The 23,594-nt window shown below is 63.0% G+C and carries 22 protein-coding genes and 1 tRNA gene (1 of these 23 running past the window's edge); 6 read left to right on the forward strand and 17 right to left on the reverse strand.

Annotated elements, in window-relative coordinates; genetic code table 11:
* The 3 genes from V1277_RS19160 to V1277_RS19170 form a co-directional block, all read right to left on the reverse strand.
* Nucleotides 1–1,217, reverse strand: partial view of an NAD(P)H-dependent oxidoreductase gene (locus V1277_RS19160; protein ID WP_334417649.1) — the 5' portion only. Its footprint begins 97 nt before the window's first position; the window shows 1,217 of its 1,314 coding nt (coding positions 1–1,217); its start codon is at nt 1,215–1,217; its stop codon lies beyond the left edge, outside the window.
* A 153-nt stretch (nt 1,218–1,370) separates the two neighbouring features.
* Nucleotides 1,371–2,171 carry a phytanoyl-CoA dioxygenase family protein gene (locus tag V1277_RS19165; protein ID WP_334417650.1) on the reverse strand — a complete coding sequence of 267 codons (801 nt, stop codon included), beginning with the start codon at nt 2,169–2,171 and terminating at the stop codon, nt 1,371–1,373.
* A 168-nt stretch (nt 2,172–2,339) separates the two neighbouring features.
* Nucleotides 2,340–3,017, reverse strand: a complete 678-nt coding sequence (locus V1277_RS19170; protein WP_334370443.1) for a GntR family transcriptional regulator — start codon at nt 3,015–3,017, stop codon at nt 2,340–2,342.
* A 124-nt stretch (nt 3,018–3,141) separates the two neighbouring features.
* On the opposite strand from V1277_RS19170, the gene V1277_RS19175 reads away from it, so the two are divergent.
* Nucleotides 3,142–3,963 carry a class I SAM-dependent methyltransferase gene (locus V1277_RS19175; RefSeq protein WP_334417651.1) on the forward strand — a complete coding sequence of 274 codons (822 nt, stop codon included), beginning with the start codon at nt 3,142–3,144 and terminating at the stop codon, nt 3,961–3,963.
* On the opposite strand, the gene V1277_RS19180 is transcribed toward V1277_RS19175, so the two are convergent.
* The gene (locus V1277_RS19180) at nt 3,956–4,813 is read right to left on the reverse strand and encodes a sigma-70 family RNA polymerase sigma factor (protein WP_334417652.1); all 858 of its coding nucleotides are present in this window, start codon (nt 4,811–4,813) and stop codon (nt 3,956–3,958) included. The two genes, V1277_RS19175 and V1277_RS19180, sit on opposite strands and share 8 nt — an antisense overlap.
* A 117-nt stretch (nt 4,814–4,930) precedes the next feature.
* On the opposite strand from V1277_RS19180, the gene V1277_RS19185 reads away from it, so the two are divergent.
* Both V1277_RS19185 and V1277_RS19190 read left to right on the forward strand, forming a co-directional pair.
* A complete protein-coding gene (locus tag V1277_RS19185) occupies nt 4,931–5,386 on the forward strand; it encodes a carboxymuconolactone decarboxylase family protein (protein ID WP_334420407.1) in 456 nt (151 codons plus the stop codon).
* A gap of 162 nt (nt 5,387–5,548) precedes the next feature.
* Nucleotides 5,549–7,282 (forward strand): adenylate/guanylate cyclase domain-containing protein, encoded by a 1,734-nt coding sequence (locus V1277_RS19190; protein WP_334417653.1) that lies wholly within the window; start codon nt 5,549–5,551, stop codon nt 7,280–7,282.
* 16 nt (nt 7,283–7,298) lie between these two features.
* Here the strand turns inward: V1277_RS19190 and V1277_RS19195 are convergent, their stop codons facing one another.
* Nucleotides 7,299–8,123 carry an alpha/beta fold hydrolase gene (locus V1277_RS19195; protein ID WP_334417654.1) on the reverse strand — a complete coding sequence of 275 codons (825 nt, stop codon included), beginning with the start codon at nt 8,121–8,123 and terminating at the stop codon, nt 7,299–7,301.
* 5 nt (nt 8,124–8,128) lie between these two features.
* Nucleotides 8,129–8,953 carry an alpha/beta fold hydrolase gene (locus tag V1277_RS19200; RefSeq protein WP_334417655.1) on the reverse strand — a complete coding sequence of 275 codons (825 nt, stop codon included), beginning with the start codon at nt 8,951–8,953 and terminating at the stop codon, nt 8,129–8,131.
* Between the two features lie 201 nt (nt 8,954–9,154).
* On the opposite strand from V1277_RS19200, the gene V1277_RS19205 reads away from it, so the two are divergent.
* Nucleotides 9,155–9,697, forward strand: coding sequence for a methylated-DNA--[protein]-cysteine S-methyltransferase (locus V1277_RS19205; protein ID WP_334366553.1), 543 nt, complete (start codon nt 9,155–9,157; stop codon nt 9,695–9,697).
* A gap of 3 nt (nt 9,698–9,700) precedes the next feature.
* Here V1277_RS19205 and V1277_RS19210 read toward each other — a convergent pair whose 3' ends face one another.
* The 6 genes from V1277_RS19210 to V1277_RS19235 all read right to left on the reverse strand — a co-directional run bounded on the left by V1277_RS19210 (nt 9,701) and on the right by V1277_RS19235 (nt 15,306).
* Nucleotides 9,701–10,504, reverse strand: a complete 804-nt coding sequence (locus tag V1277_RS19210; protein WP_334417656.1) for an enoyl-CoA hydratase/isomerase family protein — start codon at nt 10,502–10,504, stop codon at nt 9,701–9,703.
* On the reverse strand, nt 10,501–11,370 hold the full coding sequence (locus V1277_RS19215) for an MBL fold metallo-hydrolase (protein ID WP_334417657.1): 870 nt from the start codon (nt 11,368–11,370) through the stop codon (nt 10,501–10,503). The genes V1277_RS19210 and V1277_RS19215 overlap by 4 nt, the downstream gene beginning before the upstream one ends.
* 14 nt (nt 11,371–11,384) lie before the next feature.
* The gene (locus tag V1277_RS19220; protein WP_334417658.1) at nt 11,385–12,584 is read right to left on the reverse strand and encodes a serine hydrolase domain-containing protein; all 1,200 of its coding nucleotides are present in this window, start codon (nt 12,582–12,584) and stop codon (nt 11,385–11,387) included.
* A 23-nt stretch (nt 12,585–12,607) separates the two neighbouring features.
* Complete coding sequence (locus V1277_RS19225) at nt 12,608–13,222, reverse strand: glutathione S-transferase family protein (protein ID WP_334370430.1); 615 nt, start codon at nt 13,220–13,222, stop codon at nt 12,608–12,610.
* 156 nt (nt 13,223–13,378) lie between these two features.
* Entirely contained in the window at nt 13,379–14,221 is an 843-nt protein-coding gene (locus tag V1277_RS19230; RefSeq protein ID WP_334370428.1) for a fumarylacetoacetate hydrolase family protein, read from the reverse strand.
* A gap of 239 nt (nt 14,222–14,460) precedes the next feature.
* Entirely contained in the window at nt 14,461–15,306 is an 846-nt protein-coding gene (locus V1277_RS19235; protein WP_334417659.1) for an MBL fold metallo-hydrolase, read from the reverse strand.
* Nucleotides 15,307–15,423: 117 nt separating this feature from the next.
* Here V1277_RS19235 and V1277_RS19240 point away from each other — a divergent pair, with 117 nt between their 5' ends.
* A complete protein-coding gene (locus V1277_RS19240; RefSeq protein ID WP_334417660.1) occupies nt 15,424–15,879 on the forward strand; it encodes a DUF3775 domain-containing protein in 456 nt (151 codons plus the stop codon).
* Here the strand turns inward: V1277_RS19240 and V1277_RS19245 are convergent.
* The 3 genes from V1277_RS19245 to V1277_RS19255 form a co-directional block, all read right to left on the reverse strand.
* A complete protein-coding gene (locus V1277_RS19245) occupies nt 15,842–16,846 on the reverse strand; it encodes an NADPH:quinone reductase (protein WP_334417661.1) in 1,005 nt (334 codons plus the stop codon). The two genes, V1277_RS19240 and V1277_RS19245, sit on opposite strands and share 38 nt — an antisense overlap.
* Entirely contained in the window at nt 16,843–17,625 is a 783-nt protein-coding gene (locus tag V1277_RS19250; protein ID WP_334370421.1) for an SDR family oxidoreductase, read from the reverse strand. Before V1277_RS19250 ends, V1277_RS19245 begins: the two co-directional genes overlap by 4 nt.
* Before the next feature lie 293 nt (nt 17,626–17,918).
* Nucleotides 17,919–19,526: a GMC family oxidoreductase gene (locus tag V1277_RS19255; protein ID WP_334417662.1), complete on the reverse strand. Its 1,608-nt coding sequence runs from the start codon at nt 19,524–19,526 to the stop codon at nt 17,919–17,921.
* Nucleotides 19,527–19,854: 328 nt separating this feature from the next.
* Between V1277_RS19255 and V1277_RS19260 the strand changes: the two genes are divergently transcribed.
* Nucleotides 19,855–19,931 (forward strand) — tRNA-Met (locus V1277_RS19260).
* 105 nt (nt 19,932–20,036) lie between these two features.
* Here V1277_RS19260 and V1277_RS19265 read toward each other — a convergent pair.
* A complete protein-coding gene (locus V1277_RS19265; protein WP_334417663.1) occupies nt 20,037–21,221 on the reverse strand; it encodes a PepSY-associated TM helix domain-containing protein in 1,185 nt (394 codons plus the stop codon).
* 22 nt (nt 21,222–21,243) lie between these two features.
* A complete protein-coding gene (locus V1277_RS19270; RefSeq protein ID WP_334417664.1) occupies nt 21,244–23,529 on the reverse strand; it encodes a TonB-dependent receptor in 2,286 nt (761 codons plus the stop codon).
* Nucleotides 23,530–23,594 lie beyond the last annotated feature (65 nt).

Raw genomic sequence — 23,594 nt, forward strand, 5'->3', positions numbered from 1 at the left:
CCGTGGGCGACGTCGTTCTTCAGCTTGACGCGATGAGCAAGCCCGATCGGCAGCGCGCCGGCGGCGAGGCTTTTCGATGCCGGCATCAACTTGCCCCACACGGTGTAGCCGCCTTCGCCGTCCAGCATTTCGCCGGCGTGCAGATCGCGTTTTGCAACCGCCGCGACGTCGCCGCGAAAATCATGCGGCTGACCGGTCGGCTCGTTGCGTAGGGCGGCCGAGAGGATCGAGATATTCAGCTCAAGTCCGATCAGATGATACGGCTTGTACATCGCCGCATATCGGCCTGATGCGTCGGTCTTCAGCCCATATTGCCTGAAGCAATCGGCAGCGTAATCGTTCGGCGCTTCCAGCACGACATAGACGCCCCAGCGCAGATCCCGGAATACAGGACGGCCGTCGCGCTCCAGCGACGACACGACTTCCGCAAGGCCGGCCTTCTCCAGCACGCCGCCCGTCTCGCGTGGCCGCATCACATGCGGCAGATCGTCGACGCCGCAAGGTGGAAACAGCAAACCGTCCGACGGCACGTCGAGTCCGGTCGCATTGGCGATCGCCGCCATTTCGATCGCGGATTTGGTGCCGTCCAAAAACGAGTTGAACATCTGCGGATTCATGCCGGCCGATTGCGCTTCGCCCGCCGTCAGCCCGTAATGCTGCCAGACGCCGTCCGGCGTCACGTCGTGATAGGCGGGGAGATATTTGGTGCCCTTGCCGGCGGCGACGACGCGAAAGCCCGTCGCGCGCGCCCAATCCACCATTTCGGCGGTCAACGCCGGCTGGTCGCCATAGGCCAACGAATAGACCACGCCAGCCTTGCGCGCTTCCTGCGCCAATAGCGGTCCGGCCAGCACGTCGGCCTCGACATTGACCATCACGACATGCTTGCTCGCCGCAATGGCCGCGCGGGCATGCCTAATGCCGACGGCCGGGTTACCGGTAGCTTCCACCACGACGTCCACTGTGCTGTCGGCGATCGCGCGTGCGCCGTCGTCGGTGAAGACCGTCCGCGCGATCCGCGCCTGATCCCAGCCGACGGTGCGGCAGGCTTCGCGGGCGCGATCGCGATCGATGTCGATGATGACGGGCACTTCGAGTCCCGGCGTATGCGGCACCTGCGACAAGAACATCGAGCCGAATTTTCCGGCGCCGATCAGCGCGACGCGAACCGGCTTGCCGGCCGCCAGGCGGGCGTTGAGGAGGTGGTGAAGATTCATGGGAGATCGGGCTCTCTATTTGAAACGTGTCCCGGACGCGGTGCATCGCGCAACGCTGCTCCGCAGAGCCGGGACCGATGAGAAATCAAGGTGGGCCCGGCTCAGCAGCGCAACGTTGCACGTTGCGCTGCGTCCGGGGCGCGGAGATTCATCTTACTCCGCGGCTTGCCGATGCGCACGCGCGAGCAGCAACAGTGCATCATCCTCCACCGGCTGGATCGGTGTAAAATCGCGATGCGCGATGTAGTCCGGCCGCGTCGGTGTGCGGATGTAGTTCGAGACCGCATTCAGCGTGAGGTAGACGATCTTGCGCGGGTAGGGCGTGATGTTGCCGCTTGATCCGTGCACCAGATTGCCGTGGAACATCAGCATGCCGCCGGCCTTGCCGGTGGGCGCGACGATGCCGCCTTCCTTCACCAGCCGCGTGACAGTCTCCTCATCCAGGGTCCACAGCGGATAGGACGTCGTTTCCAGGTCATGCGAGGCCTTGAGGTCGCCGGCGTGCTGGCTCTTCGGGACCAGCATCAACGGGCCGTTGATCGGCATTACCTCGTCCAGGAAGATCGCGATGTTCATCGCGCGCGGCTCCGGCATGCCGTCGTCGCGCTTCCAGGTGCCGTAATCCTGATGCCACTGCCAGACATCACCGGTGAAGGCGGCTTTGGCGTTGATCTTGAATTGATGCATGTAGACCTTCTCGCCGAAGATCTGCTCGATCGGCTCGATCATGCGTGGATGCGCGCCGAGAGCGCCGAACGCCTCGTTATAGAGATGCGCGGCAAAGGCGGTGCGCGGCGCGCCGCTCTTCTCGCGCCACACCTCGGGTCGGTCGGTGTCGTAGATGCTGACGGCCTCGCGGGCGAGATAGTCCACTTCCTCGGGGCTGAATAGCTCCGGCAGGAAGAGCCAGCCTTCGCGGTTGAAGAATTCGATCTGCTGTGGCATCAGTTTCATGGTGCTTCCTCCTGTTGTTTTTTTGCATTTTTGTTGTCATTCCGGGGCGATGCGAAGCATCGAACTATGGTGCGCACTTGCGCACCTGAGAATCTCGAGATTCCCCGATGCGCAATTGCGCATCTGAGGTCTGGTCCTTCAGACCATCCCGGAATGACGGCGTTTCCCTCACGCCGCCTTATCCGTCGTCGCCCTCAGTCTCTCCTCAGTCATCCGCCCCGCCGTCTGCGCATGCGCCAGCGCTGCGGCCTCCGCCGCCCTGGCATTGCCGGCGAGAATCTGTGCCGCAATCGCTTCATGTTCGGCCCAGGCGCGTTCGCGGTAATCGAGCTCCGCCAGCACCGTCGCCATCGAGCGGCGCATATGCGGCCATTGCGGCGCGATCATTTCCTCGATCGCCGGATTGCCCGCGAGGCGATAGACGGCACTGTGAAAATCGACGTCGAGGGCGATCAGCCGCGAAAGCGGCGTGTCTTTGCCGATGCGCCGCCCGGCCTGCAGCGCGGCCTCGAGTTGCGCGCGCCCGGAAGCATCGGCTCTCGCCCGCCCAGCCGCCAGTTTTGCCGCCAGCGCGTCGATCGCGCCTCGGACTTCGTAGAGCTGGCGAATGCGTTCGGGATCGAGCCGGGTGACTTCAAAGCCGCGGCGGCCGCTTTCGGCGACGAGCCCCTGCCGATGCAGCAGATGCAGCGCATGGGACACCGGCTGGCGCGATACGCCCAGCTTTTCTGCAAGCTCGTTCTGCCGGATGCGATGCCCGGGCGGCAGCGAACGATCGGTGATCGCCTCGAGGATCCGGGCATAGACCTGGTCGATCAGGTTGGGAAGCGGATCCAGTGGGATCATGCCGGCCGTCCAAATTTGGAATACGGAATTCCGAATTCAAAACTAGCGGGTAAATCAGCCCCGGTCAAGGCTGACGACTGGCCAGCCTTGGGTATGCTGTGGCAGGGGCGATCGGAGGTCGGTCATGAGCGACGACGCAGCCGGATTCGTTGGCAATATCCCTCAATATTATGATCAAGGCCTGGGCCCGATCATCTTCGCTGAATACGCGGTGGACATTGCCAAGCGGGTCGCCAGCGGCGGTCCGGCGCGGGTGCTCGAAACCGCCGCCGGCACCGGCATCGTTACGCGGCAGTTGCGCGACGTGTTGCCAAGAGACGGACAGCTTACGGCGACCGACTTCAATCCGCCGATGCTCGATATTGCCCGCGCCAAGTTTCAGACCGGTGAGCAGGTCGCTTTCCAGCCTGCCGATGCGGTCGCCCTTCCATTCGCCGATGCAAGCTTCGATGCGATCGTTTGTCAGTTCGGCCTAATGTTCTTTCCGGACCAGGCAAAATCTTTTTCCGAGGCCTATCGTGTGCTCGCACCCGGCGGCCGCTACGTGCTCAGCGTTTGGGACTCTCACCGCTACAATCCGTTCGGCCGGATCGCGCATGAAGTGGCGGGCCGTTTCTTCGCGACCGACCCGCCGCAGTTTTACAACGTGCCGTTCTCCTGCCACCAGATCGATCCGATCAAGGAGATGCTGATCACGGCTGGCTTCGGCGACATCGGCATTGCTGTGATCAGGCAGGTAAGAGAACTCCCTGACGTCGCGACCTTCGCGCGGGCAGCCGTCCATGGTAATCCGCTGATCGATCAGGTCCGGGCGCGCGGCGGCGTCGATCCGGACCAGATCGTCGACACGATGGCACAGGCGTTCCGCCGCGAATTCGGCGATCCCGGCCGGATGCCGGTTCAGGCGATCGTGTTCTCCGCAACAAAGATGACGTCACTCACGTGAGCAGGTTTACGTCGAACTGGCCGATCCGCTCGGCATCGGCCAGTGCTTCCACCGCCGATATCCTGTCGCCGCTGATCGTCAGCCGCACCACGATGCGCAGTTGCCCGCCGAGAATGACAGCGAGCGCGAATGCACCGTCGACCAGCGCCGGCTTGGCGGCTTGTGCGCGTCCCTTGAAGGCCTCGGCCACCCCAGTAGCGCCACGGATTTCCGCGAACGAGCCCAGTCGCTGTGCGGCGGAATCGGCACGGAACACCACGTCGGGATCGAGCACCGCGAGCAGCCCTTCCAAGTCGCCCTCGCGGGACGCCTTGATGAAGGCCTCGACGATGCTTTTCTGCCGGCCGAAATCGGCATCCGGCGGCGGCGTGCCCTGCACCCGGCGGCGGGCGCGGCTGGCCAGTTGCCTTGCCGCGGCAGGCGTGCGGCCGACGATGGGCGCGATCTCCTCGAACGGCACGGCGAACATGTCGTGCAGCACGAAAGCAAGCCGCTCCGCGGGCGCGAGTGTTTCCAGCACCACCAGCAGCGCTGCGCCGACGGAGTCGGCCATCTCTGTGTCCCGCCCATGCTGGTCATCGGCGATAGGTTCCGGCACGTGCGGACCCATCGGTTCCTCGCGCCGCGATTTGCGCGAGCGCAGCATGTCGAGGCAGACGCGCGCGACAACCGTGGTCAACCAACCCCCGAGGTTTTCGACCGCGCTGGTATCGGACCGGCTCAGCCGCAGCCAGGTTTCCTGCACGGCATCGTCGACCTCGCTGGTCGAGCCCAGCATGCGGTAGGCCACCGCCCGCAGATGCGGTCGGTTGGCCTCGAATTTCTCAGCCAGAAACTTTTTCTCATCCATCGGTCACATTCCCATGTCGCGTTCCGTCATGGTCATGACGAACGAAAGCGTGCCGATGTGACAGCAAATCGGCGCCGCCGCGTCAAAAACAGAACCAAGCATATGGAGCGCAAAATGATGCAAGCCAGAATGAATCACCCCGTCATGGTCGTTCCCGACGCCATGAAGGCGCTGCAGGCGCTGGGCGACCTGACCAAAAACAGCCTGTCGGAAAAGCTGCTCGAACTGGTGTATCTGCGCGCCAGCCAGATCAACGGTTGCAGTGTCTGTGTCGACATGCACGCGAAACTCGCCAGGAGGGCCGGCGAGACCGACGAGAGACTGTTCGCGGTGGCCGCCTGGCGCGACACGCCCTATTTCACCGAAGCCGAGCGCGCGGCCCTGTCGTTGACGGAAGCGTTGACCCGGATCAGCGACCGCGCCGATCCGGTGCCGGACGAGGTCTGGCGTGAGGCCGACAAGCATTTCGATGAGGAGGAACTCGCGGCGTTGATTCTGTCGATCGCCAAAATCAATGTCTGGAACAGGCTCAACGTCGCCGTGCGTCAGCCTGTGGGCGCCTGGAAGGTCTAGCGGGAAGGGAATCCCCAAAACTATGGCCAATTTTAACGCGCCGGAACGTGCTTAATTCACCGGCGCGCGCTAAACAACAAGCCCGGCCGGATCGGCCGGGCTTTCGCTCGTGTTGCTGTCATCCCGTTTCCCAACATGTCCTTGGCTTTAGAATATACCTCGATGCTGCGACCGACCATCCGCAAGCGAATCCTCGGCATCGCCATCGGGCTGATCTTTCTGATGGTGATCATCTCGGCGCTGTCGACGGTGATGACGCGAAAAATTGCGCATCAGCTCGATGAGTTGACGACAAAATATGTCGAAGCATATGGGCATCTGGCGCGGATGAATGTCCGCTCGCTGGAGCAGGCGGTGGTGGTTCGCCGGATGGTATTCCTCAAGATACAGACGCCGCCGGACGAGACTGCCTTTGCAGATCAGCAAGCCATCTATGAGGCGAAAGGGCGGGAGATCGGCCAGGAGGCGCAAGCTGCGCGCGTTCTCATCAACGCGATCATCAATGATCCGACCACCGTCTCCGACGACGCCAACCTTGGTCGGATCGAAAACCGGATCGAAACCATAACGAGCGATCTTCGCCGTTACCTGGATGAAGAGAACAAGCGGATGTGGCCGCTGCTCGAAGCCGGCAATATGCCGGAAGTACGGGCCAGCCTTGTTCGGACCGACGCGCTTCGCGACGAATTCAATCGCAAGATTGAGGAAATCCGGCACGACATGCTGGAGCAGGTCCGCGCCGATGCGGCCGTGACGATGCGGGATCAGCAGCGCGCGATTGTCATCTCTGCGATCGTGACGATTCTTGCGGCCATCCTCGGACTGACGTTCGCGTTTTTTGTCAGCATCGGTATTACTCGCCCGGTGCGGCGGCTGCTGGACGGCACCCGCGCCGTCGAGGCCGGCCGGCTCGACGGATCGATCGACGTCACCACGCGCGACGAAATCGGCCAGCTCACGGCCGCCTTCAACAACATGGTCGAGCAACTGCGCCACAAGGAGCACCTGCGCGAGACTTTCGGCCGCTACGTCGATCCGCGCGTGGTGGAAGGGTTGATCGACCAGCGGTCGCTGACTGCCGGCGCCGGCGAGCGGCGGGTGATGACCGTGCTGTTCTGCGACATGCAGGGCTTTACCAGCCTCAGCGAGGGCATGACACCGCAGGGCCTCGTCAAGGTGATGAACCACTATCTATCGACGATGTCGGGGCCGATCCGCAGCCATCGCGGCATCATCGACAAGTATATCGGCGACGCGATCATGGCCTATTGGGGGCCTCCCTTTACCGAGCACAGCGAGCAGGCGCGCCTGGCCTGCCTCGCCGCCGTCGAGATGGCCGATCGCGGTACGGCGCTGCGCAGGGAGTTGCCCGAATTGCTCGGCATACGCACCGTGCCGAGCGACTGCGACGTTCGCATTGGGGTCGCCACCGGTGAAGTGCTGGTCGGCAGCATCGGCTCGGAATTCATGATGAGCTACACGGTGATGGGGGACGCGGTAAATCTCGCATCGCGACTGGAGAACGCCAACAAGGTCTATGGCAGCCATTCGCTGGTTTCGGAGGTTGCGATCACGGCGGCCGGCGATGCGGTCGAATCCCGCGAGATCGATCGGCTGGTGGTTGCCGGTCAGACCGTTGCCCAAGCGGTGTTCGATATCCTGGGGCGCAAGGGCGAACTCACCGAAAAGCAATTGGCGTTGCGGGAGCGATATGCCGAAGGGCTCGCCGCCTATCGGGAGCGCCGCTGGGACGACGCGCGTCGGGCCTTTCATGCCGCGCTCGAGGCGGTCCCCAGCGACGGACCGGCCACGGCGCTGGCCAAGCGTGTCGAGAATTTTCAGGTCAACCCGCCGGCCGCCGATTGGGATGGTGCGTGGCGGCTCGACCAAAAGTAAGAAGCCGGCGGCGCATCTACGCCGCCAGAAACTCCAGCACGACCTTGCAAAACTCCTGCGGCGCCTGTTCGAACATCCAGTGTCGCGTGCCGGGGATCACCGCCGTCTGTGCGCCCGGAATATGTTCGGCCAGCACGCGCCAGTTCACCGCCAGCGCGCCCCTGGTGTCGCCGCCGCCGATCAACAGCATCGGCGTCCTGATCGTCTCCGCTTCGCTCTTCAGGAATGGCTGGCGGTTCTCGCCAACTTGGCCGAGCAGCGTATAGATGTTGTCGCGCAATTGCTGCCGCGCCGCTGCCGGCCATCGCGCCCATGCACCTTCGCCGTCGATGCCGTCGACAAACAGCGCCAGCGCGCCGTCAATGTCACCGCTTCGCACCATCTCGGCCGCGACCGGAATGCGCGGGCCCGGCGGCACGGGACCGGGAGGCGGACTGCTCGGCTGCAGCGACGGCTCGAGATCGCCGCCCGGTTCGGCAAGGACGGCCTTGCGCAACAAATCAGCCCGCGCCTGCGCCACCCGGAATCCAATGTGGCCGCCGCGCGAATGGCCGATCAGATCGACCGGCCCGGCATTCAGTTTTTCGATGAAGCCGATGACGTCAGCGACGTGCTGCGCCATCAGATAGTCGTTGCCGATGCCGTCCCAATGCTCCGGAAAGAACCGCCGCAGGCTCAGCGAAATCACGCGGTGCCGTTTCGACAGCGGCCCCAGCACTGCGTTCCAGGTGCGGAAATCGCCGAGCGTGCCGTGCACGAGAACCAGCGGCGGGCTGTTGCCAGCGCCCTGGCCGACATCGAGATAGGCCATGTCATAGCCGTTGACGTTCAAGGTCTGCATCGCGATCAATCCTCCGCGAGATACGACAGCACGATCTCGCAATATTTCTGCGGCGCCTGTTCGAACATCGGATGCGTGGCCCCCGGGATCATCTCGACGCGCGATGCCCTGACGTTGGCGGCCAAGGCATTCAGCACCTTTGGCAGCGTGCCCTTGGTGTTGGCGCCACCAATGAACAGCGTCGGCGTCGTGATCGCTTCCGCATCCGCCTTGGAGAAGGGCGGACGGTGGTCGCGCATCTGGCCGATCAGCGTCGTGGCGTTATCGCGCAGCAATTGCTTCGGCGCTGCCGGCAGGCGCTTCCAGGCGCCGGGACCTTCCAGCGCATCCATGAAAATCTGCAGGCCGCCGTCGATGTCGCCCTTGGCGATCACCTTGGCGGAAGCCGCGATCATTCCGGCCAGCGGCGAGGGGCCAGGCTTGTAGGTCGGATCGAGCGTGGCATCGAGTTCGCCGCCGGGCTCGGCCAGGATCAGCTTGCGTAGCAGATCAGGCCGGCGCTGTGCGACGCGAAAGCAGATATGCCCGCCGCGGGAATGCCCCATCAGGTCGACCGGCCTTGTCTCCAGCTTTTCGATGAAGCCGATCACATCGTCAACATGCTGCGCAATCGAATAGGTGTCGCCGACACCGTCCCACTGCTCCGGGAAGAAATGCCGCAACGAAGGTGCGATCACCCGGTGTCTGCGCGCCAGCGGTCCCAGCACCGACGACCAGATCCGGAAATCGCACAGCGAGCCATGCACGCACACCAGCGGCGGGCCATTGCCGGCGCTTTGGCCGACGTCGAGATAGGCCATGTCATAGCCGTTGACGTGAAGGGTTTGCATACGAAGCTCGTGGAATTGGAAGCAGGCGAGGGGCCATTGGAAGGGCCATTGTAAGCCGTCGGCGGGAGCCCCAGATCAGCGGAAGTTGTTCATGCCGTCAAGTTCCCCCGGGATTCGGGTGGATAGCAATAATCTCCAAGCCTAGATTTGGCTCGAGATGCGAAGCTGGGTGGCACTGAACGGGAGAATATGGAGCCAGCCATGACCGGGCACCATTTTACGATATTCGACACCGCGATCGGCCGTTGCGGCATCGTCTGGGGCGAGCGCGGCATTACCTCGGTACAATTGCCGATGGGCGATGAGAAGAAGACCCGCACCCGCCTGCAGCAGCGCCATGGCGACCTGATCGAGACGCCGCCGCCGGCAAAGGTGCAGGCCGCGATCGACGGCATCGTCGAACTGCTCGAAGGCAAGCCGAACGATCTCGCCGACGTCGTGCTCGATCTCGACGGCGTCCCCGAATTCAACCGCGGCGTCTACGACATCGCGCGCACGATACCGCCGGGCAAGACCATGACCTATGGCGATATCGCCAAGAAGCTGGGCGGCGTGGAACTGTCGCGCGACGTCGGTCAGGCGCTCGGGCGCAACCCCTGTCCGATCGTGGTGCCGTGTCATCGCGTGCTGGCGGCGGGCAACAAGCCCGGCGGCTTTTCCGCCAATGGCGGGGTGGTGACGAAGCTGAAGATGCTGGCGATCGAAGGCGCGGCGGTGAACCACACGCCGAGCCTATTCGATTAAGCTTCACCTCCCCTTGAAATTGGGTTGCCGCTTCTCGTTGAAGGCCAGCACGCCCTCGCGGCGATCTTCCGTCGGCACCATGCGGTTATAGGCCTCGATCTCGAGCGCGAGGCCGTCCCGCAGGGATAACTGCAGGCCGCGATGGATCGAGAGCTTTGCCTGCCGGACGGAGATCGGTGCGTTGCGGGCGATCTGCGAGGCAGTCGCCAGCACCGACGGCAATAGTTCGGACAGCGGAAAGACTTCGTTCACAAAACCCCAGTCACGTGCTTCCGCTGAAGTAAACGGCTTGCCGGTCAGGATCAACTCCTTGGCGCGGCGCTCGCCGACGGCGCGCGGCAGAGTCTGCGTGCCGCCGCCACCCGGCATGATGCCGAGCGTCACCTCGGTCAGCGCGAAGCGCGCGCTCTCGGCGGCGTAGAGGAAATCGCAACAGCCTGCGATCTCGCAGCCGCCGCCATAGGCCGCGCCGTTGACGGCGCCGATGATCGGGATCGGGCAGTCGATCAGCGCCCGCACCATCCGCTCGAAAATGACATGCTGGCGCGTCCACGCCTCGTCCGTCATGCCACGCCGCTCCTTCAGGTCGCCGCCGGCGCAGAACGCCTTGTCACCGGCGCCGGTCAGCACGATGCAGCGCAGGCTCTTCGGATCGAGCGCGACGTCCTCGAAATAGCGCACGAGATCGCGGCCCATCTGGGTATTGAGCGCGTTCGAAGCGTTCGGCCGATTGAGCCGGACAATGGTCACGTGCTCGTCGACAGTTTCGACCGAAAGCGTCTCGAAAGCGGATGGGTTCGAACTCATATCGCCTCGCAGGAGAATCCGTTGCCCTTGCGCCGGATCTTTCCGATCGACGGCGAGGGAAAATGCGCAGTGCAGCACAGCGTATCGGTGTCGCAGTAGCGTTCCAGGAAGCCGCGCCGCGTCGCCGCCGCCTGCGCCTGGTCGACGTCGAACTTCACGGATAGTTCCGGATAGCGCGTCTGCAGCGGCGAATGCATCAGGTCGCCCGAGAAAACGGCGTCATCCTTAGCCCGACCAAAGGTGAAGGCGACATGGCCGGGCGTATGGCCCGGCGTCGGCAGGATGCGGGTGTGGTCGCCGATCGCAAAATCGCTGCGAACGATTTCGGCCTGTTTCGCCTCGACAACCGGTAGCACGCTGTCGCCAAATGGCGGAACCGGCGTCTTCGCGTGCGTCTCGGTCCAGTAGTCGAATTCGGTCTTGTCGAACACGTAACGCGCCTTCGGGAAAGTCGGCACCCAGCGGCCATTGTCGAGCCGGGTGTTCCAGCCGACATGGTCGACATGCAGATGCGTACACATGACGTAGTCGATGTCTTCGACCGAGAACCCAGCGGCGGCGAGACCGCGCATGTAGGTGTCGTCGGTCTTCATGTTCCATTTCGGACGTTGCGGCCGCGGCTTGTCGTTGCCGATGCAGCTATCGATCAGGATGGTGTGGTGCGGCGTCTTCACCACGTAAGACTGGAAGCAGAGGATCAGCACATCCCTGTCGTCGAGCGCGCCGCTCCTCTGCATCCACGAGCGGTGCTCCGCCAGAACCTCCGGCGTCAGCCCCGGCAGCATCTCCAAAGCCGGCACGAAGGTGGTTTCCTGCTCGATGATGCGGTGGATGGTGAGGTCGCCAACGGTGAATTTCAGGCTCATGTTTTCCTGCCGACTTAGCGGGCGTTGTAGTTATCTCGGACGGACGGAATGATGAAGTTCGCAAGGATGTCGAGTGCTGCCTGGCCTTGGCGCGGGTTGCTATAAAGTCCAGATGTGGTCACGACGACGAGATCGAGCTCGGGAACAATGAAGATCCGCTGACCCCCGAGGCCCATGGCGGCAATCCACTTCACATCCCTGTCGCCCGACAAGGTGCGGCCCATCCACCATTGCTTGCCGTAATAGAACAGGCCGCCGAAATAGCCGATGGCCTGAAAGCGCGGCGTGACCGATTGCTCGATCCATTTGTCCGAAATAATCTGACGGTCACCCCACGCCCCTTTGTTGAGCACGAGCTGGCCGATTTTTGCGGCGTCGCGCGGACGAAGACGAAGGCCGACAGCAGGGGCCACTCTTTCATTTCGGTACTTCATCCATTCCCAGTCCGAGATGCCCAGCGGTGCAAACAGCGCCTCGCGCGCGAACGCCTCCAGCGATTGGCCCGACACACGTTCGATGATGTTGCCGAGCAGGTCCGTTCCGCCTCCATTGTAATTCCACACAGTGTCCGGCGGCGCCGCGATCGGTTTCGACAGCACGTAGCGATACGGATCTGCCTCGCTACCGAGATGCGGTTCGTCGTTTTGCGGGTCTTTCCAGGCGCGGTTCTCGTCCCACTGAATGCCCGACGACATGGTCAACAGATGGCGAAGGGTAATGTTGTCCCAACCCGGCGATTTCACCGCCGAATAATCCGGGAAGAATTTGACGACGGGTTCGTCGACGCTTTTGATCAGCTCGCGATCGATCGCGGTCCCCACCAGTAGGGAAATCACGCTCTTCGACACCGAGCGCATGTCGTGCTTGGTCGTCGCATCGAATTCGTGCCGTCCGCCGCCCATTCCCCAAGGCTCGTCATAGCCCGGAAAATATTGCTCGAACACGAGTGTGCCGCGGCGGACGATCGCCACTGCATGAACGTTGGCATTGATCGTAGCAAGTCGCGCCGCGATGCCGCACAGCCGCGCGCCATCGAGGCCGACACTTTCCGGCGTCGCGGTCGGCCAGCCATCGCCAATGGTGGCCGGACTGCCGCAGGCGAGATTGCGCTGGCCGGTAGAGAATTCTTGTAGCTGTGCGGCTGCGCCGGATGCCGCCAGCACGAATACGGCGGCCAAGCCGAGGCGCCGCAGTTTGTTGCTCGCCTCGGTCATGCCGCTGTCTCCTGCTCTCGCTGTTACGCCGGCGGCGGCACCGAAATCTTCACCGATGGCCGCTCCATCATCTTCTGATGGAAGGCATCGAGCTTTGGGTAGGCCTTGCGCCAGCCGCAATCGGCAAAGCGGAAATCGGCATAGCCGAGCACGCAAACCAGGCCGATCTGCGCAATGTTGAACGGACCGGACAGCACGTCGGGCTTGTTCTCGAACCGCGCCATGCCGGCCCACGCGCGATTCCAATGGTCGTCATGCCAGGCGTCCCAGCGCAGCCCTTCCGGGCGCACCATTTTTTCGTAGCGGCACAGCAGCATGGAATCGAGCATGCCCTGCAGCAGGGAATGGTCGCTCTTCACCTTCCACCGCTCAGGCCCGGATGCGGGTATCAGCTTTCCGCCGCCGGCGAGTTCGTCGAGATATTCGACGATGACATAGGAATCGAGAATGACGTCGCCATTGTCGAGGATCAGCACCGGCAGTTTTTTCAGCGGCGTGATCTTCGAATATTCCTCATTGGGTTGACCCGGCGCGACGGTGGCCGGGGTTAATTCGATCTTGTCGATCAGGCCGGTCTCGATCGCGGCGATGCGGACTTTTCGGGCGAACGGCGAGGCGGGAGAGAAGGTGAGTTTCATGGAGGAGTTCCTCGGAGGTTTCTTCTTGTTTTGTCCGGCGATGACGACCACTCGATGTCATCATCCGCGCAAGCGGATGATCCAGTACGCCGCGGCGATTCGGTTTTCGCACCAAAGCCGCGGCGTACTGGACACCCGCATTCGCGGGGTATGACGTCAGGCCGCGATGATTTCCTGACGCTGCTCGCCGAGTCCTTCGATGCCGAGCGTGACGACATCGCCGACGTTGAGGAAGGTCGGCGGCTTCATGCCGAGGCCGACGCCGGGCGGGGTTCCGGTGGTGACGATGTCGCCGGGCAACAGTGTCATGAACTGCGAGACATACGAAATGCACTTCGCCATCGAGAAGATCATGGTCGAGGTCGATCCGGTCTGGCATCGCTTGCCGTTGACGTCGAGCCACATCGACAGCTTCTGCACGTCGGGGATTTCATCCTTGGTGACCAGCCACGGGCCGAGCGGGCCGAACGTGTCGTGCGACTTGCCCTTGGTCCACTGACCGAGCCGCTCGATCTGGAAATTGCGCTCGGACACGTCGTTGCAGACGCAGTAGCCGGCGATGTGGTTGAGCGCGTCGGCCTCCGAGACATATTTGGCGCGGGTGCCGATGATGGCGGCGATCTCGACTTCCCAGTCGAGCTTGGTGGAGCCGCGCGGCTTTTCGACCGCGTCGTTCGGGCCCGACAGCGCGGTGTTGGCCTTGATGAAGAAGATCGGCTCGGTCGGGATCGGCGATCCCGTCTCCTTGGCGTGGTCGCTGTAGTTCAGGCCGATCGCGACGAATTTCGAGATGCCGGTGACAGGCGCGCCGAGGCGCTGCTTGCCGTCGACGGCGGGAAGCTTGGAGGTATCCAGCGCCGCCAGCTTGGCCAGCGAGGCCGGCGAATAGGCGTCCCCGTCGAGATCCCTGACGTGGGCGGAAAGATCGCGCAACTGGCCGGATTTATCGATCAGGCCGGGCTTTTCCGCACCCTTGGCGCCGTAACGAACAAGCTTCATTTTATCGCTCCCTGCGGGGTTTTCTTGAGGATTTCGGGCGGATTTCCGTAAACTTCAGACGCTTCATGGAACAGCGGGGCAGGAAATTCAACTGCCGAAAGCGCAGGGTAGGGTGGGCAAAGGCGCCCCTTGCGCCGTGCCCACCATGGATCGCCAGCGGCAATAAAATGGTGGGCACACGGAGCTTGTCATCGGGCGCGCATTCGCGCGACCCGGTGGCTTTGCCCACCCTACCCGCGCTACAGCGCCACGAACCGGAAAGCGTTGCCATCTCGCTTGATGTGACCGGCACTGAAGTGCCCGCCAATCACCAGCGTTGGCGTGTCGGCGAAGCGCGAAAACAGTTCGCGGCGGGTTTCGGCCGATTGCCGGGGATCGGAATCGGCGGTCGAGGACCAGTCGAGATGCGCCATCTGGCACGGATGATGGGCGACGTCCCCCGTCAGCAGGGCTTCCTCACCGTCCGACTTGATGTGGACGCTCATATGGCCGGGACTGTGGCCGGGGGTCGGGATCAGCGTGATTTCATCCGTCAACCTGGCATCGCTGGCGACGAGCTCGGATTTGCCGGCGTCGGCGATCGGCTTCACGGAATCGTCGAATACGGCGAGCTTATCCGGCGCATCGCTGTGGTCGCGCCAGTGTTCGTATTCGCCTCTGCCGAACACATATCGGGCATTGGCGAAGGTCGGCACCCATTTGCCGTCGACGAGTTTCGTGTTCCAGCCGACATGGTCGACATGCAGGTGCGTGCACAGCACGGTATCGATACTGCCGGGCGGGAAGCCCGCCGCTGTCAGCATGTCGAGGAACGGATGCTTTCGGTTGTTCCAGGTCGGCACATTGCGGCCCTGCTTGTCGTTGCCGAGGCCGGTATCGACGATGATCCGGCGCGAGGGAGTCTCGACCAGGAACGAATGGATCGACATTTTCAGCCGGCCCTCCTCGGTCGCAAATTGCGGGATCAGCCAAGGCAGTTTCCGGATTTCCTCGTTGGTCGCGAGCGGAAGGATGAAACGGGTGCTGCCGACAGTCTCCATTTCGACAACTCTCGTGATCCTGACCCTGCCCACGTTCCAGTGCATCCGGCGCATCCTCTCGTTTCTGGTTGTTCGGGCAAGGATGCGGGTTTCCATCTGCCGGTGCAATGGATCATCCGACAGCGTTCGGCGTTATCGCATAGCCCGTATGAGGAACATGCGATGCCAGAACTCATGATTTCGCCCGAAAAAATCGGCTTTCTGATCGAGAAAGCCCGGCAATTCGACGTCAAGGAAGGGACATCCGATCCGGATTCAGGGTCGAACGCGGGCGATGACGACATGATCGACGTGCTGCAGGACAACGGAAAAGATCCGGTCGTCAGCGAGATCAGCGGCTTCATCAACTCGCTTTCCGAGGACGAGAGGGTCGCTCTCGTCGCCCTGATGCGACTGGGGCGCGGCGACGCCACCATCGAGGAATGGGAGGATCTACGTACGGAGGCGGCCGGCCAGCGAGACCGCGACACCGCGCGCTATCTTCTCGGCGAGCCGATGCTTGGAGATTTGCTGGCGCAGGGGCTCGACGAGTTCGGCCTTACCTGGAACGAGGAGCGAACGACGGCCGATTCCTCTGGTCTCAGCGCGCGGGAAGAAGACGAGCGCAATCCACGATAACGGTGCCCAGCTTGTTGCCTTTCTCCACTGCAAGGTGCGCCAGCGCGGTGTCCGAGAGTGCAAACTGCGCGGCGACGTTATGGATGCGCCGGCCTGCCGACAGCCATTTCGTGATGTCGGCCTGGGCCGCCGCCAGTAGCGGCGGCGGCAGCGCAAACAGCACGAGCGCGCGGACCGCGATGCATTTCTCCATCAATTCGCGCATTGGTACGATAGGCGTGCGGTTGCCGTTGGTGGCGTAGACCGCAATCGTCGAGTTCACGCCCATCAGCTTCAGTGTGGTCTCGATATTGCCGCCAAAATCGACATCGACGACGCGGTCGACGCCGCGCTGCCCGGTGAAGGCCATCGCCTTCGCAACAACGTCCTCCGTCTTGTAGTTGACGACGAGATCGGCGCCGGCGAGACGTGCCTGCTCGGCCTTGGCCGCCGAACTGACGGTCGCGATCACCTTGGCACCACCCCATTTGGCGAGCTGCAGGGCATAGTGCCCGACCGCACCGGCACCGCCGGTGACGAGCACGGTCTGCCCCACGATCGGCCCGTCGCAATAGAGACAGCACCATGCCGTCATGCCGGGAATGCCCAGCGTAGCGCCTTCGGCAAACGACAGATCGTCCGGCAGCGGCGTCACCAGATGTTCGGCGAGCGCAATATATTCAGCCGCGGTGCCGAACGCGCGGCCATTGCGCTGACCGTTGAACAGCCAGACCCGCTGGCCGATCTTGAGCCGCGTGACGCCGTCGCCGACCTGATCGATGGTGCCGGCGCCGTCGCTATTGGGAATGACGCGCGGATATTCCATCGGCCGGTAACCGCCGCCGCGGCGGCCGACATCGGCGGGATTGACGCCGGACGCCTCCAGCCGCACCCGGACTTCGCCGGGACCGGCCACCGGCGTCGGCATCTCGCCGTAGGCCAGCACTTCACACGCCGGCCCCATACGCTCGTACCAGACCGCTTTCATAGCGTGCCGGGAAATGCGCCGCCGTCGAGCAGGATGTTTTGGCCGGTGATGAAGCCGGCCTTGGCGCCGCACAGGAAGGCGCAGGCGTAGCCGAACTCGTCCGGATCGCCGAACCGCCCGGCTGGATTTTGCTTGGCGCGCTCGGCAAACACTTGGTCCGGCGGGATGCCGCGCTTCTCGGCTTCTGCCTTCCCCACACCGCGCAGGCGGTCGGTGTCGAACGGTCCCGGCAGCAGCGCATTGATGGTGACGTTGCTGATCACGGTCTTGCGCGACAGTCCCGCGATGAAGCCGGTGAGTCCAGCGCGCGCGCCGTTGGAAAGCCCCAATATGTCGATCGGCGCCTTCACCGCGGCCGAGGTGATATTGACGATACGGCCAAATTTCCGCGCCATCATGCCGTCCACCGTCGCCTTGATCAGTTCGATCGGCGTCAGCATGTTGGCGTCGATCGCCTTGATCCAGTCGTCGCGGGTCCAGTTGCGGAAATCGCCGGGCGGCGGGCCGCCGGCATTGTTGATCAGGATGTCCGGTTCGGGGCAGGCCTTCAGCACGGCTTCGCGGCCGGCGGGCGTCGTGATGTCGCCGACAATCTCGGTTACCGTGACGCCGGGATTGGCCTTGCGGATATCGTCGGCCGCCTTTTTCAGCGCTTCCGCGCCGCGCGCGGTCAACGTGACATGCACGCCTTCATTGGCCAGCGCCATGGCGCAGGCGCGCCCCAATCCCTTGCTCGATGCGCAGACGATGGCACGGCGGCCTTTGATCCCAAGATCCACTTTTTCTCTCCCGTTCCGTCAGGTGATGTTCTTGTAGTCCGATGCGGACACTCTAGCCAAGTCGGATGCTGCTGATAAGCCGCGGAGGCGTGCGGATAATGCATATTGCGATCCCGGAAACGGCTCTCTCATCATTGCGAGAATCGTAGGGTGGGCAAAGGCGCCCTTGCGCCGTGCCCACCATCCATCCACATCGATACTGCAATGGTGGGCACGCGGAGCCTGTCATCGGGCGCGCATTCGCGCGACCCGTTGGCTTTGCCCACCCTACGGATTCTCGCGATGACGGGCAATCAACCCGCCCGCATCTCCGCTCTCATCATGTCGGCGGCCTTTTCCCCGATCATGATCGTCGGTGCATTGGTGTTGCCGCCGATCAGGGTCGGCATGATCGACGCATCGACCACGCGCAATCCTTCGACGCCGTACACTTTCAGCTTCGGATCGACCACGGCCATGGGATCGTTGACGCCCATCTTGGCTGATCCGACCGGGTGATAGACGGTGTCGACGCGGGCGCGCAATAGGCCGCGGATGTCGTCATCGCTATGCACACCTTCCGTGAACATCTCCTTCTTCTGCAACGCGCGCAGCGCCGGGGTCTCCATCAGCCGGCGCGTGGTCTTGAAGCCGGCGACCATGGTTTCCAGGTCGTCCGCCTCGCCAAAGAAATTCGGGTCGATCAGCGGCGACGCAAATGGATCGGCGCCGAGCAGCGAAATTCTACCGCGGCTCTTCGGCCGCAGCAGGCAGACGTGGCAGGAGAAGCCGGTGCCGCGATGGCGTTTGCGGCCGTGATCGTCGGCCATCGCCATGCCGAAATGAAGCTGGATGTCGGGGATGTCGAGATCGGGCCGGGTTTTCAGGAAGCCGCCGCATTCGGCGAAATTCGACGTCATCGGCCCGGTGCGATCGCGGCGATACTGTCGGATGGCCCGCAGCAGCCGCGGCAACGCTTTAAGTGAAATGCCGTTAAAGTGGGGATTGTCGGACATGTAGCCGAACACGAAGTCGGGGTGATCCTGCAGGTTCTGGCCGACGCCGGGCAGGTGGTGCACGGTGGCGATACCGTGCTTTGCAAGCTCGGCGCTGTCGCCGATGCCCGACAGCATCAGGAGATGCGGCGTCTGGAACGCGCCGGCGGAGAGGATCACCTCGCGCCGGGCGCGGATCTGCTTCAGCTCCTTGCCCTGCCGGTATTCGACGCCGACCGCGCGCTTGCCTTCGAACAGGAGGCGGGTGGCGTGGGCGTGGGTCTCGACGCGCAGATTGGCGCGACTGCCCATATGCGGGTGGATATAGGCGCGCGCGGCGCTGCAGCGTTCGCCGTTCCGCTGCGTCAGTTGATAGATGCCGAGGCCCTCATGCTCGTCGGCGTTGAAATCCTCGCGCAGGCGAAACTGTGCCTCCTGCGCCGCCTGCAGAAAAATCTGCTGCACCGGATTGCCGGTGCGCGACTTGTTGACCGCGAGGGGACCGCCCTTGCCGTGATACTCGCCGTCAAAATCGGCATTATCCTCGGCGCGCTTGAAGTAGGGCAGCACGTCGGCGAACGACCAGCCGGCATTGCCGAGCGAGGCCCATTGATCGTAGTCGGCACGGTGGCCGCGGATATAGATCATCGCGTTGATCGCCGAGGAGCCGCCGAGCCCCTTGCCGCGCGGCTGATAGCCGATGCGGCCGTTGAGGCCCTTCTGCGGCACCGTGCTGAAGGCCCAGTTGTTGACGTTGCCTGCGACCATCAGCACGAGCGCGAACGGCGTCGTGACCACCCAATTGTCATTCTGGCCGCCGGCATCGAGTAGCGCCACCGACGTCTTCGAATCCTCCGATAGCCGTCCCGTCACCGTGCAGCCGCCGGAGCCGCCACCCACCACCACGAAATCGAAGATATCGGTCACGCCCATCCCCCTCCCGGATTTTTGTTCTGGCGACCTGATGGGCCGCGGCTTTGGGCGCAAAACTCCGCTTTTGCGGCGTTTATGGCAAGAGCGGTTCCAAAGGCCGGTTTTGGCGCTCCAACCCCTCGTTTTTGCTGTCATAAAATCTGCAAAAGCACCTTCTTGCCCCTTTTCAAAGCAGGGTGACGTTGATACATACCCCTCGCACCCGATGGCCTTGCCCGGGTCGCCTTCTCAGGAAGCCTCCGGACGGGATCGATCGGCGCGACCACGCGTTGGCCGGCTTTCACGTCGGGTCCGGTTTTTCGAAGGCAGTGCAACGGTTTAACGCGGGGTGGAGCAGCCCGGTAGCTCGTCAGGCTCATAACCTGAAGGTCGCAAGTTCAAATCTTGCCCCCGCAACCAGATAACGCCGCCAGGTCAACGACTTGGCGGCGTTCGTTTTGGAAGGTGGCGTCGGTGCTCTCGCATGCGTTCGGAGCTCATTCGCTCCATTGAACGAGGCCACACTCATGAGCTTCGCGCGTCGCTCCTTTTTGCTCTGTGCCTCCCTCTGGATCGCCAAACCTGAAAGCTTGTCACGAAGAGAATGAGCGGCACGAAGCCGGCAGCAAAGACCAGAAGACGGCCGGGCAAGCCGAAGGTCGATCCGTTATGTAGCCAGAGCTGTTCGGTCATATAGCGATCGCCCAGCGACATGGAATCGGGCGTGCGGTCGTGCGCGAGCGCGCCCGTCCAGGGATCGAGCCAGATGGCGCCGCGGGTGCGAAGGGCTGGATTGGAGCCCGGCGGGCGCAACAGCACACGCCAGGTGTTGCGGCTCTCGTTCGGCGGATTCAATTGCGCTATGTCGTAGCCGGGCTTGGCGGCGCGCGCCGCGAGAACGATCGCATCAGCGGACAATCGTGCGGCACCGCTTGGCGGTGCAGGCTTGATGGTCGGCGACGGATAAGGAGTGGCCGTCGAGACCAGGCCGACTACCGGGCGGATAACACCGGGAAACACGATACCGATACCCGTAACGGAGATCAGAGCAAGCAACGCCAGGCTCCAAAAGCCTGCGGTGTTGTGCAGATCGAGCATAAAGCGTTGCGGCGACACGTGCCTGCGGATCGAGACCGAGCGCCAGAACCGGCCTCGCTTCGGCCACCACAGATACAGGCCCGAGAAAGCCATCCCGAGCAGCAGGAAGCCGGTCACGCCGACCAGCTCGTTGCCCCACCAGTCATAGAGCAGCAGATTGTAGTGTACGCGATAGACGGTGAACGCGAAGCAGTTCGTGTAGTCGCGCCGGCCCAGCACCTTCCCGTTCGAGGGATCGATCATGGTGGTCCAGAGACTCGGATACCGACCTCTCTCCGTCGGGTGGGAGTGCATGACGACCCAGACCGGCCAAGTCCGGTCAGGTGCGATGACGGATCGGATCGGCGCCGGATCCACCGCGGCCGCGATCCGCATGACCTCGGCCGCATCGAGACCGTGCTGAGGTCCGGCCGGGGTGTACAGGCTCGGATTCAATGCCGCATCGATCTCGCGATAAAAGACGATGAAGCTGCCCGTGAGCCCGATCGCCACGAGGAGGAGGCCCAGGCTGAGGCCAATCCAACGGTGGAGCCAGACGAGCGCAACGCGCAGCCGGGGCGCCTTTGTGGGCGTCCAGGCGGCTGCTGCTTTGGCTCCTGAAAGGTCGTTCACAACATCACTGTCTCACGGCGATTCAAAAGTCGATGCTCGCCGAGAGCCGGTAGGTGCGCGGTGTGCCCGGAGTCAAAAAGCCACGTCCCGTCGTTGCCCAGTAGTCCACACCGAAGACGTTTTCGACCGCCGCACGCAACGTCAGCTGCCTGCCGTCAATTTTGGTGACGTAGCGCGCTCCGATGTCGGTCCGAACCCAGTCCGGGATCTGCTGCGTGTTCCCCTGATCGTAATATTGCGGCGAGGTGTAAATGATCCGCCCGGTCAGGGTCGCCACTCCCGATGTCCGCCAGAAGGGAAGATCGTATTCGCCATAGAGGTTGAATTGAATATCCGGCACCCCGACCGCGGTTTTGCCGTCGAAGCGGCCGCCGGCGGTCTTGGTCTGGACGCCATCGAGGAAAGTCACGCCACCGAGCAGGCGCATTCCCGGGGCGACCTCGCCGAAGGTGTTGAGCTCCAGTCCGCGATTGCGATTCTCGCCGTCGACCGAGAAGAAATTGGTCGGACCGGTGATGCCGTTGGGCTGCGTGATCTCAAACGCCGCCACGGTAACTCCCAAGATCCCGAAGTCGTACTTGGCACCGACCTCGATCTGCTTGGTCACGATCGCAGGAAAGACTTCACCTGGTGGATTGTTGGTCCCGGGCGGCGCCGTTCCACCCGACGTCAGGCCTTCGATGTAGTTGCCGTAGAGCGACAGGTTGCTGATTGGCTTCACCACGAGAGCCACAGCAGGGGTGACCGCCTCGTTCTGCGGGCGTGTGGTCACGGCACCCGTGGTCGTGTTGAAGTTGGTGACGTCGATGCCCTGCCAGCGCCCGCCCAGCGTGAGAAGCACGCGATCATCGAGGATCGACATCGTGTCCGCGATCGCGACGCTTTGATTGATCCGCCGCGCGGAAAGTGGCGCGTTGTGCGACAGGCCCCCCGCGCTACGCGGAGCCACGTAGATCGGGTTATAGAGGTTCGACGTGATCAATGGTCCGACATTGGTCGTGGCAGTCCCGCTGTCTTGCCACAGCCCGGTTGCCGCAAGCACGGTAGAATGCTTCACCGGTCCGGTGGTGAAACGGCCGCGTAGCCCGATCTCGCCAGTCTCGCGATCGGCATCCTGCACGGTGAGGGCCGGCTGTGACGTGAACTTGCCCAGTGCGTCCCTGATGCGCACAGTTCCGCCGAAGAAAATCTCCTTGGATCGGCTGCGACCGTAGGCTCCATACAGCGTCCAGAAATCGTTGAGGTCATATTCGGCGCGGGCCGCAGCGTATCGATGGTTGGAATTGTAGTATTCCCAGGGCTGCTGCTGGTTGATCGTGAGCGAGGGCGAGGCCGGGATGGGAAAGTTCGGGTCCACTTGCCGCACGCGTGTGGGTGCGTTCAGGTCCTGCTGCTGGTAACCGAAATCGACGGTGGCCCGGAACCGCTCGCCACGGTAGTCGAGAGCAACCGCGCCGACACCGAACCCATCCGTCTGGAAGTCGATCGGCGTCCGGCCATCGCGATAGGCGCCATTGACGCGAACGCCCCATTCTTTGTTGGCGCCAAAGCGCCGGCCGTAATCGATCGCCGTCCCAACATTTCCGTTGGACACGAAACCCGTAGTCCATCGCGTTATCGGATCGTCGGTGGCGCGCTTCGGGATGAGGTTGATGGTGCCGCCGATATTTCCGAACGGCGAAATCCCATACAATAAGGCGCTTGGTCCCTTGAGGATCTCCACGCGCTCGATGGGTTCAAGAGCAGGGCGGCGCGTATCGGTGATGCCGTAGAGGCCGTCAAACGCGATGTCGCTCGCGAAGACCGGGAAGCCGCGGATCAAGAATCCGTCGAGTCCGCTGTAGCGTGGTGAGTTCGTGCGCACCGAGGGATCGTTGTCGGTGACGTCGGTGATGGTGTTGGCTTGCTGGTCGCGGATGAGCTTGTCCGTGTAGCCCGTCGTGTTGAACGGCGTATCAAAGACATTGCGATTGCCCAACATGCCAACGCGTGTGGTGGTCCCGACCTGGCCGCCCGCATACGGAGCCGGCGGCTGACCAATGGTGCCGGTCGAAGGCGTGAGATATGGGACAGCCGCGGCCTGTCTCGCTGGAGCTGCGGCGCGCGGAGCAACGACGCGCGCGCTCCTTGCGCCCTGCTGAGGCTGTAGACGTCGTGCGGCTTGACGTTTTGGTGAGTCAATCGTGACGGCAGGTAAGGAGACTGGTTCTCTTGCGTGAGCTTCTTGTACTAATTGAAAGGACAGTGCCAGGTAACTCGCTGTGCCACAACAAACGGCACAGTAGAGCTTCTTCGTCGAAAGATTCATCCTCACCCCGATCTGATCGTCATCGTGGCGGCCTCTTACTGAATCGTTTGGCAAGCAGACATGTC

The organism is Bradyrhizobium sp. AZCC 1588 (genome assembly GCF_036924735.1).
Lineage (GTDB): Bacteria > Pseudomonadota > Alphaproteobacteria > Rhizobiales > Xanthobacteraceae > Bradyrhizobium.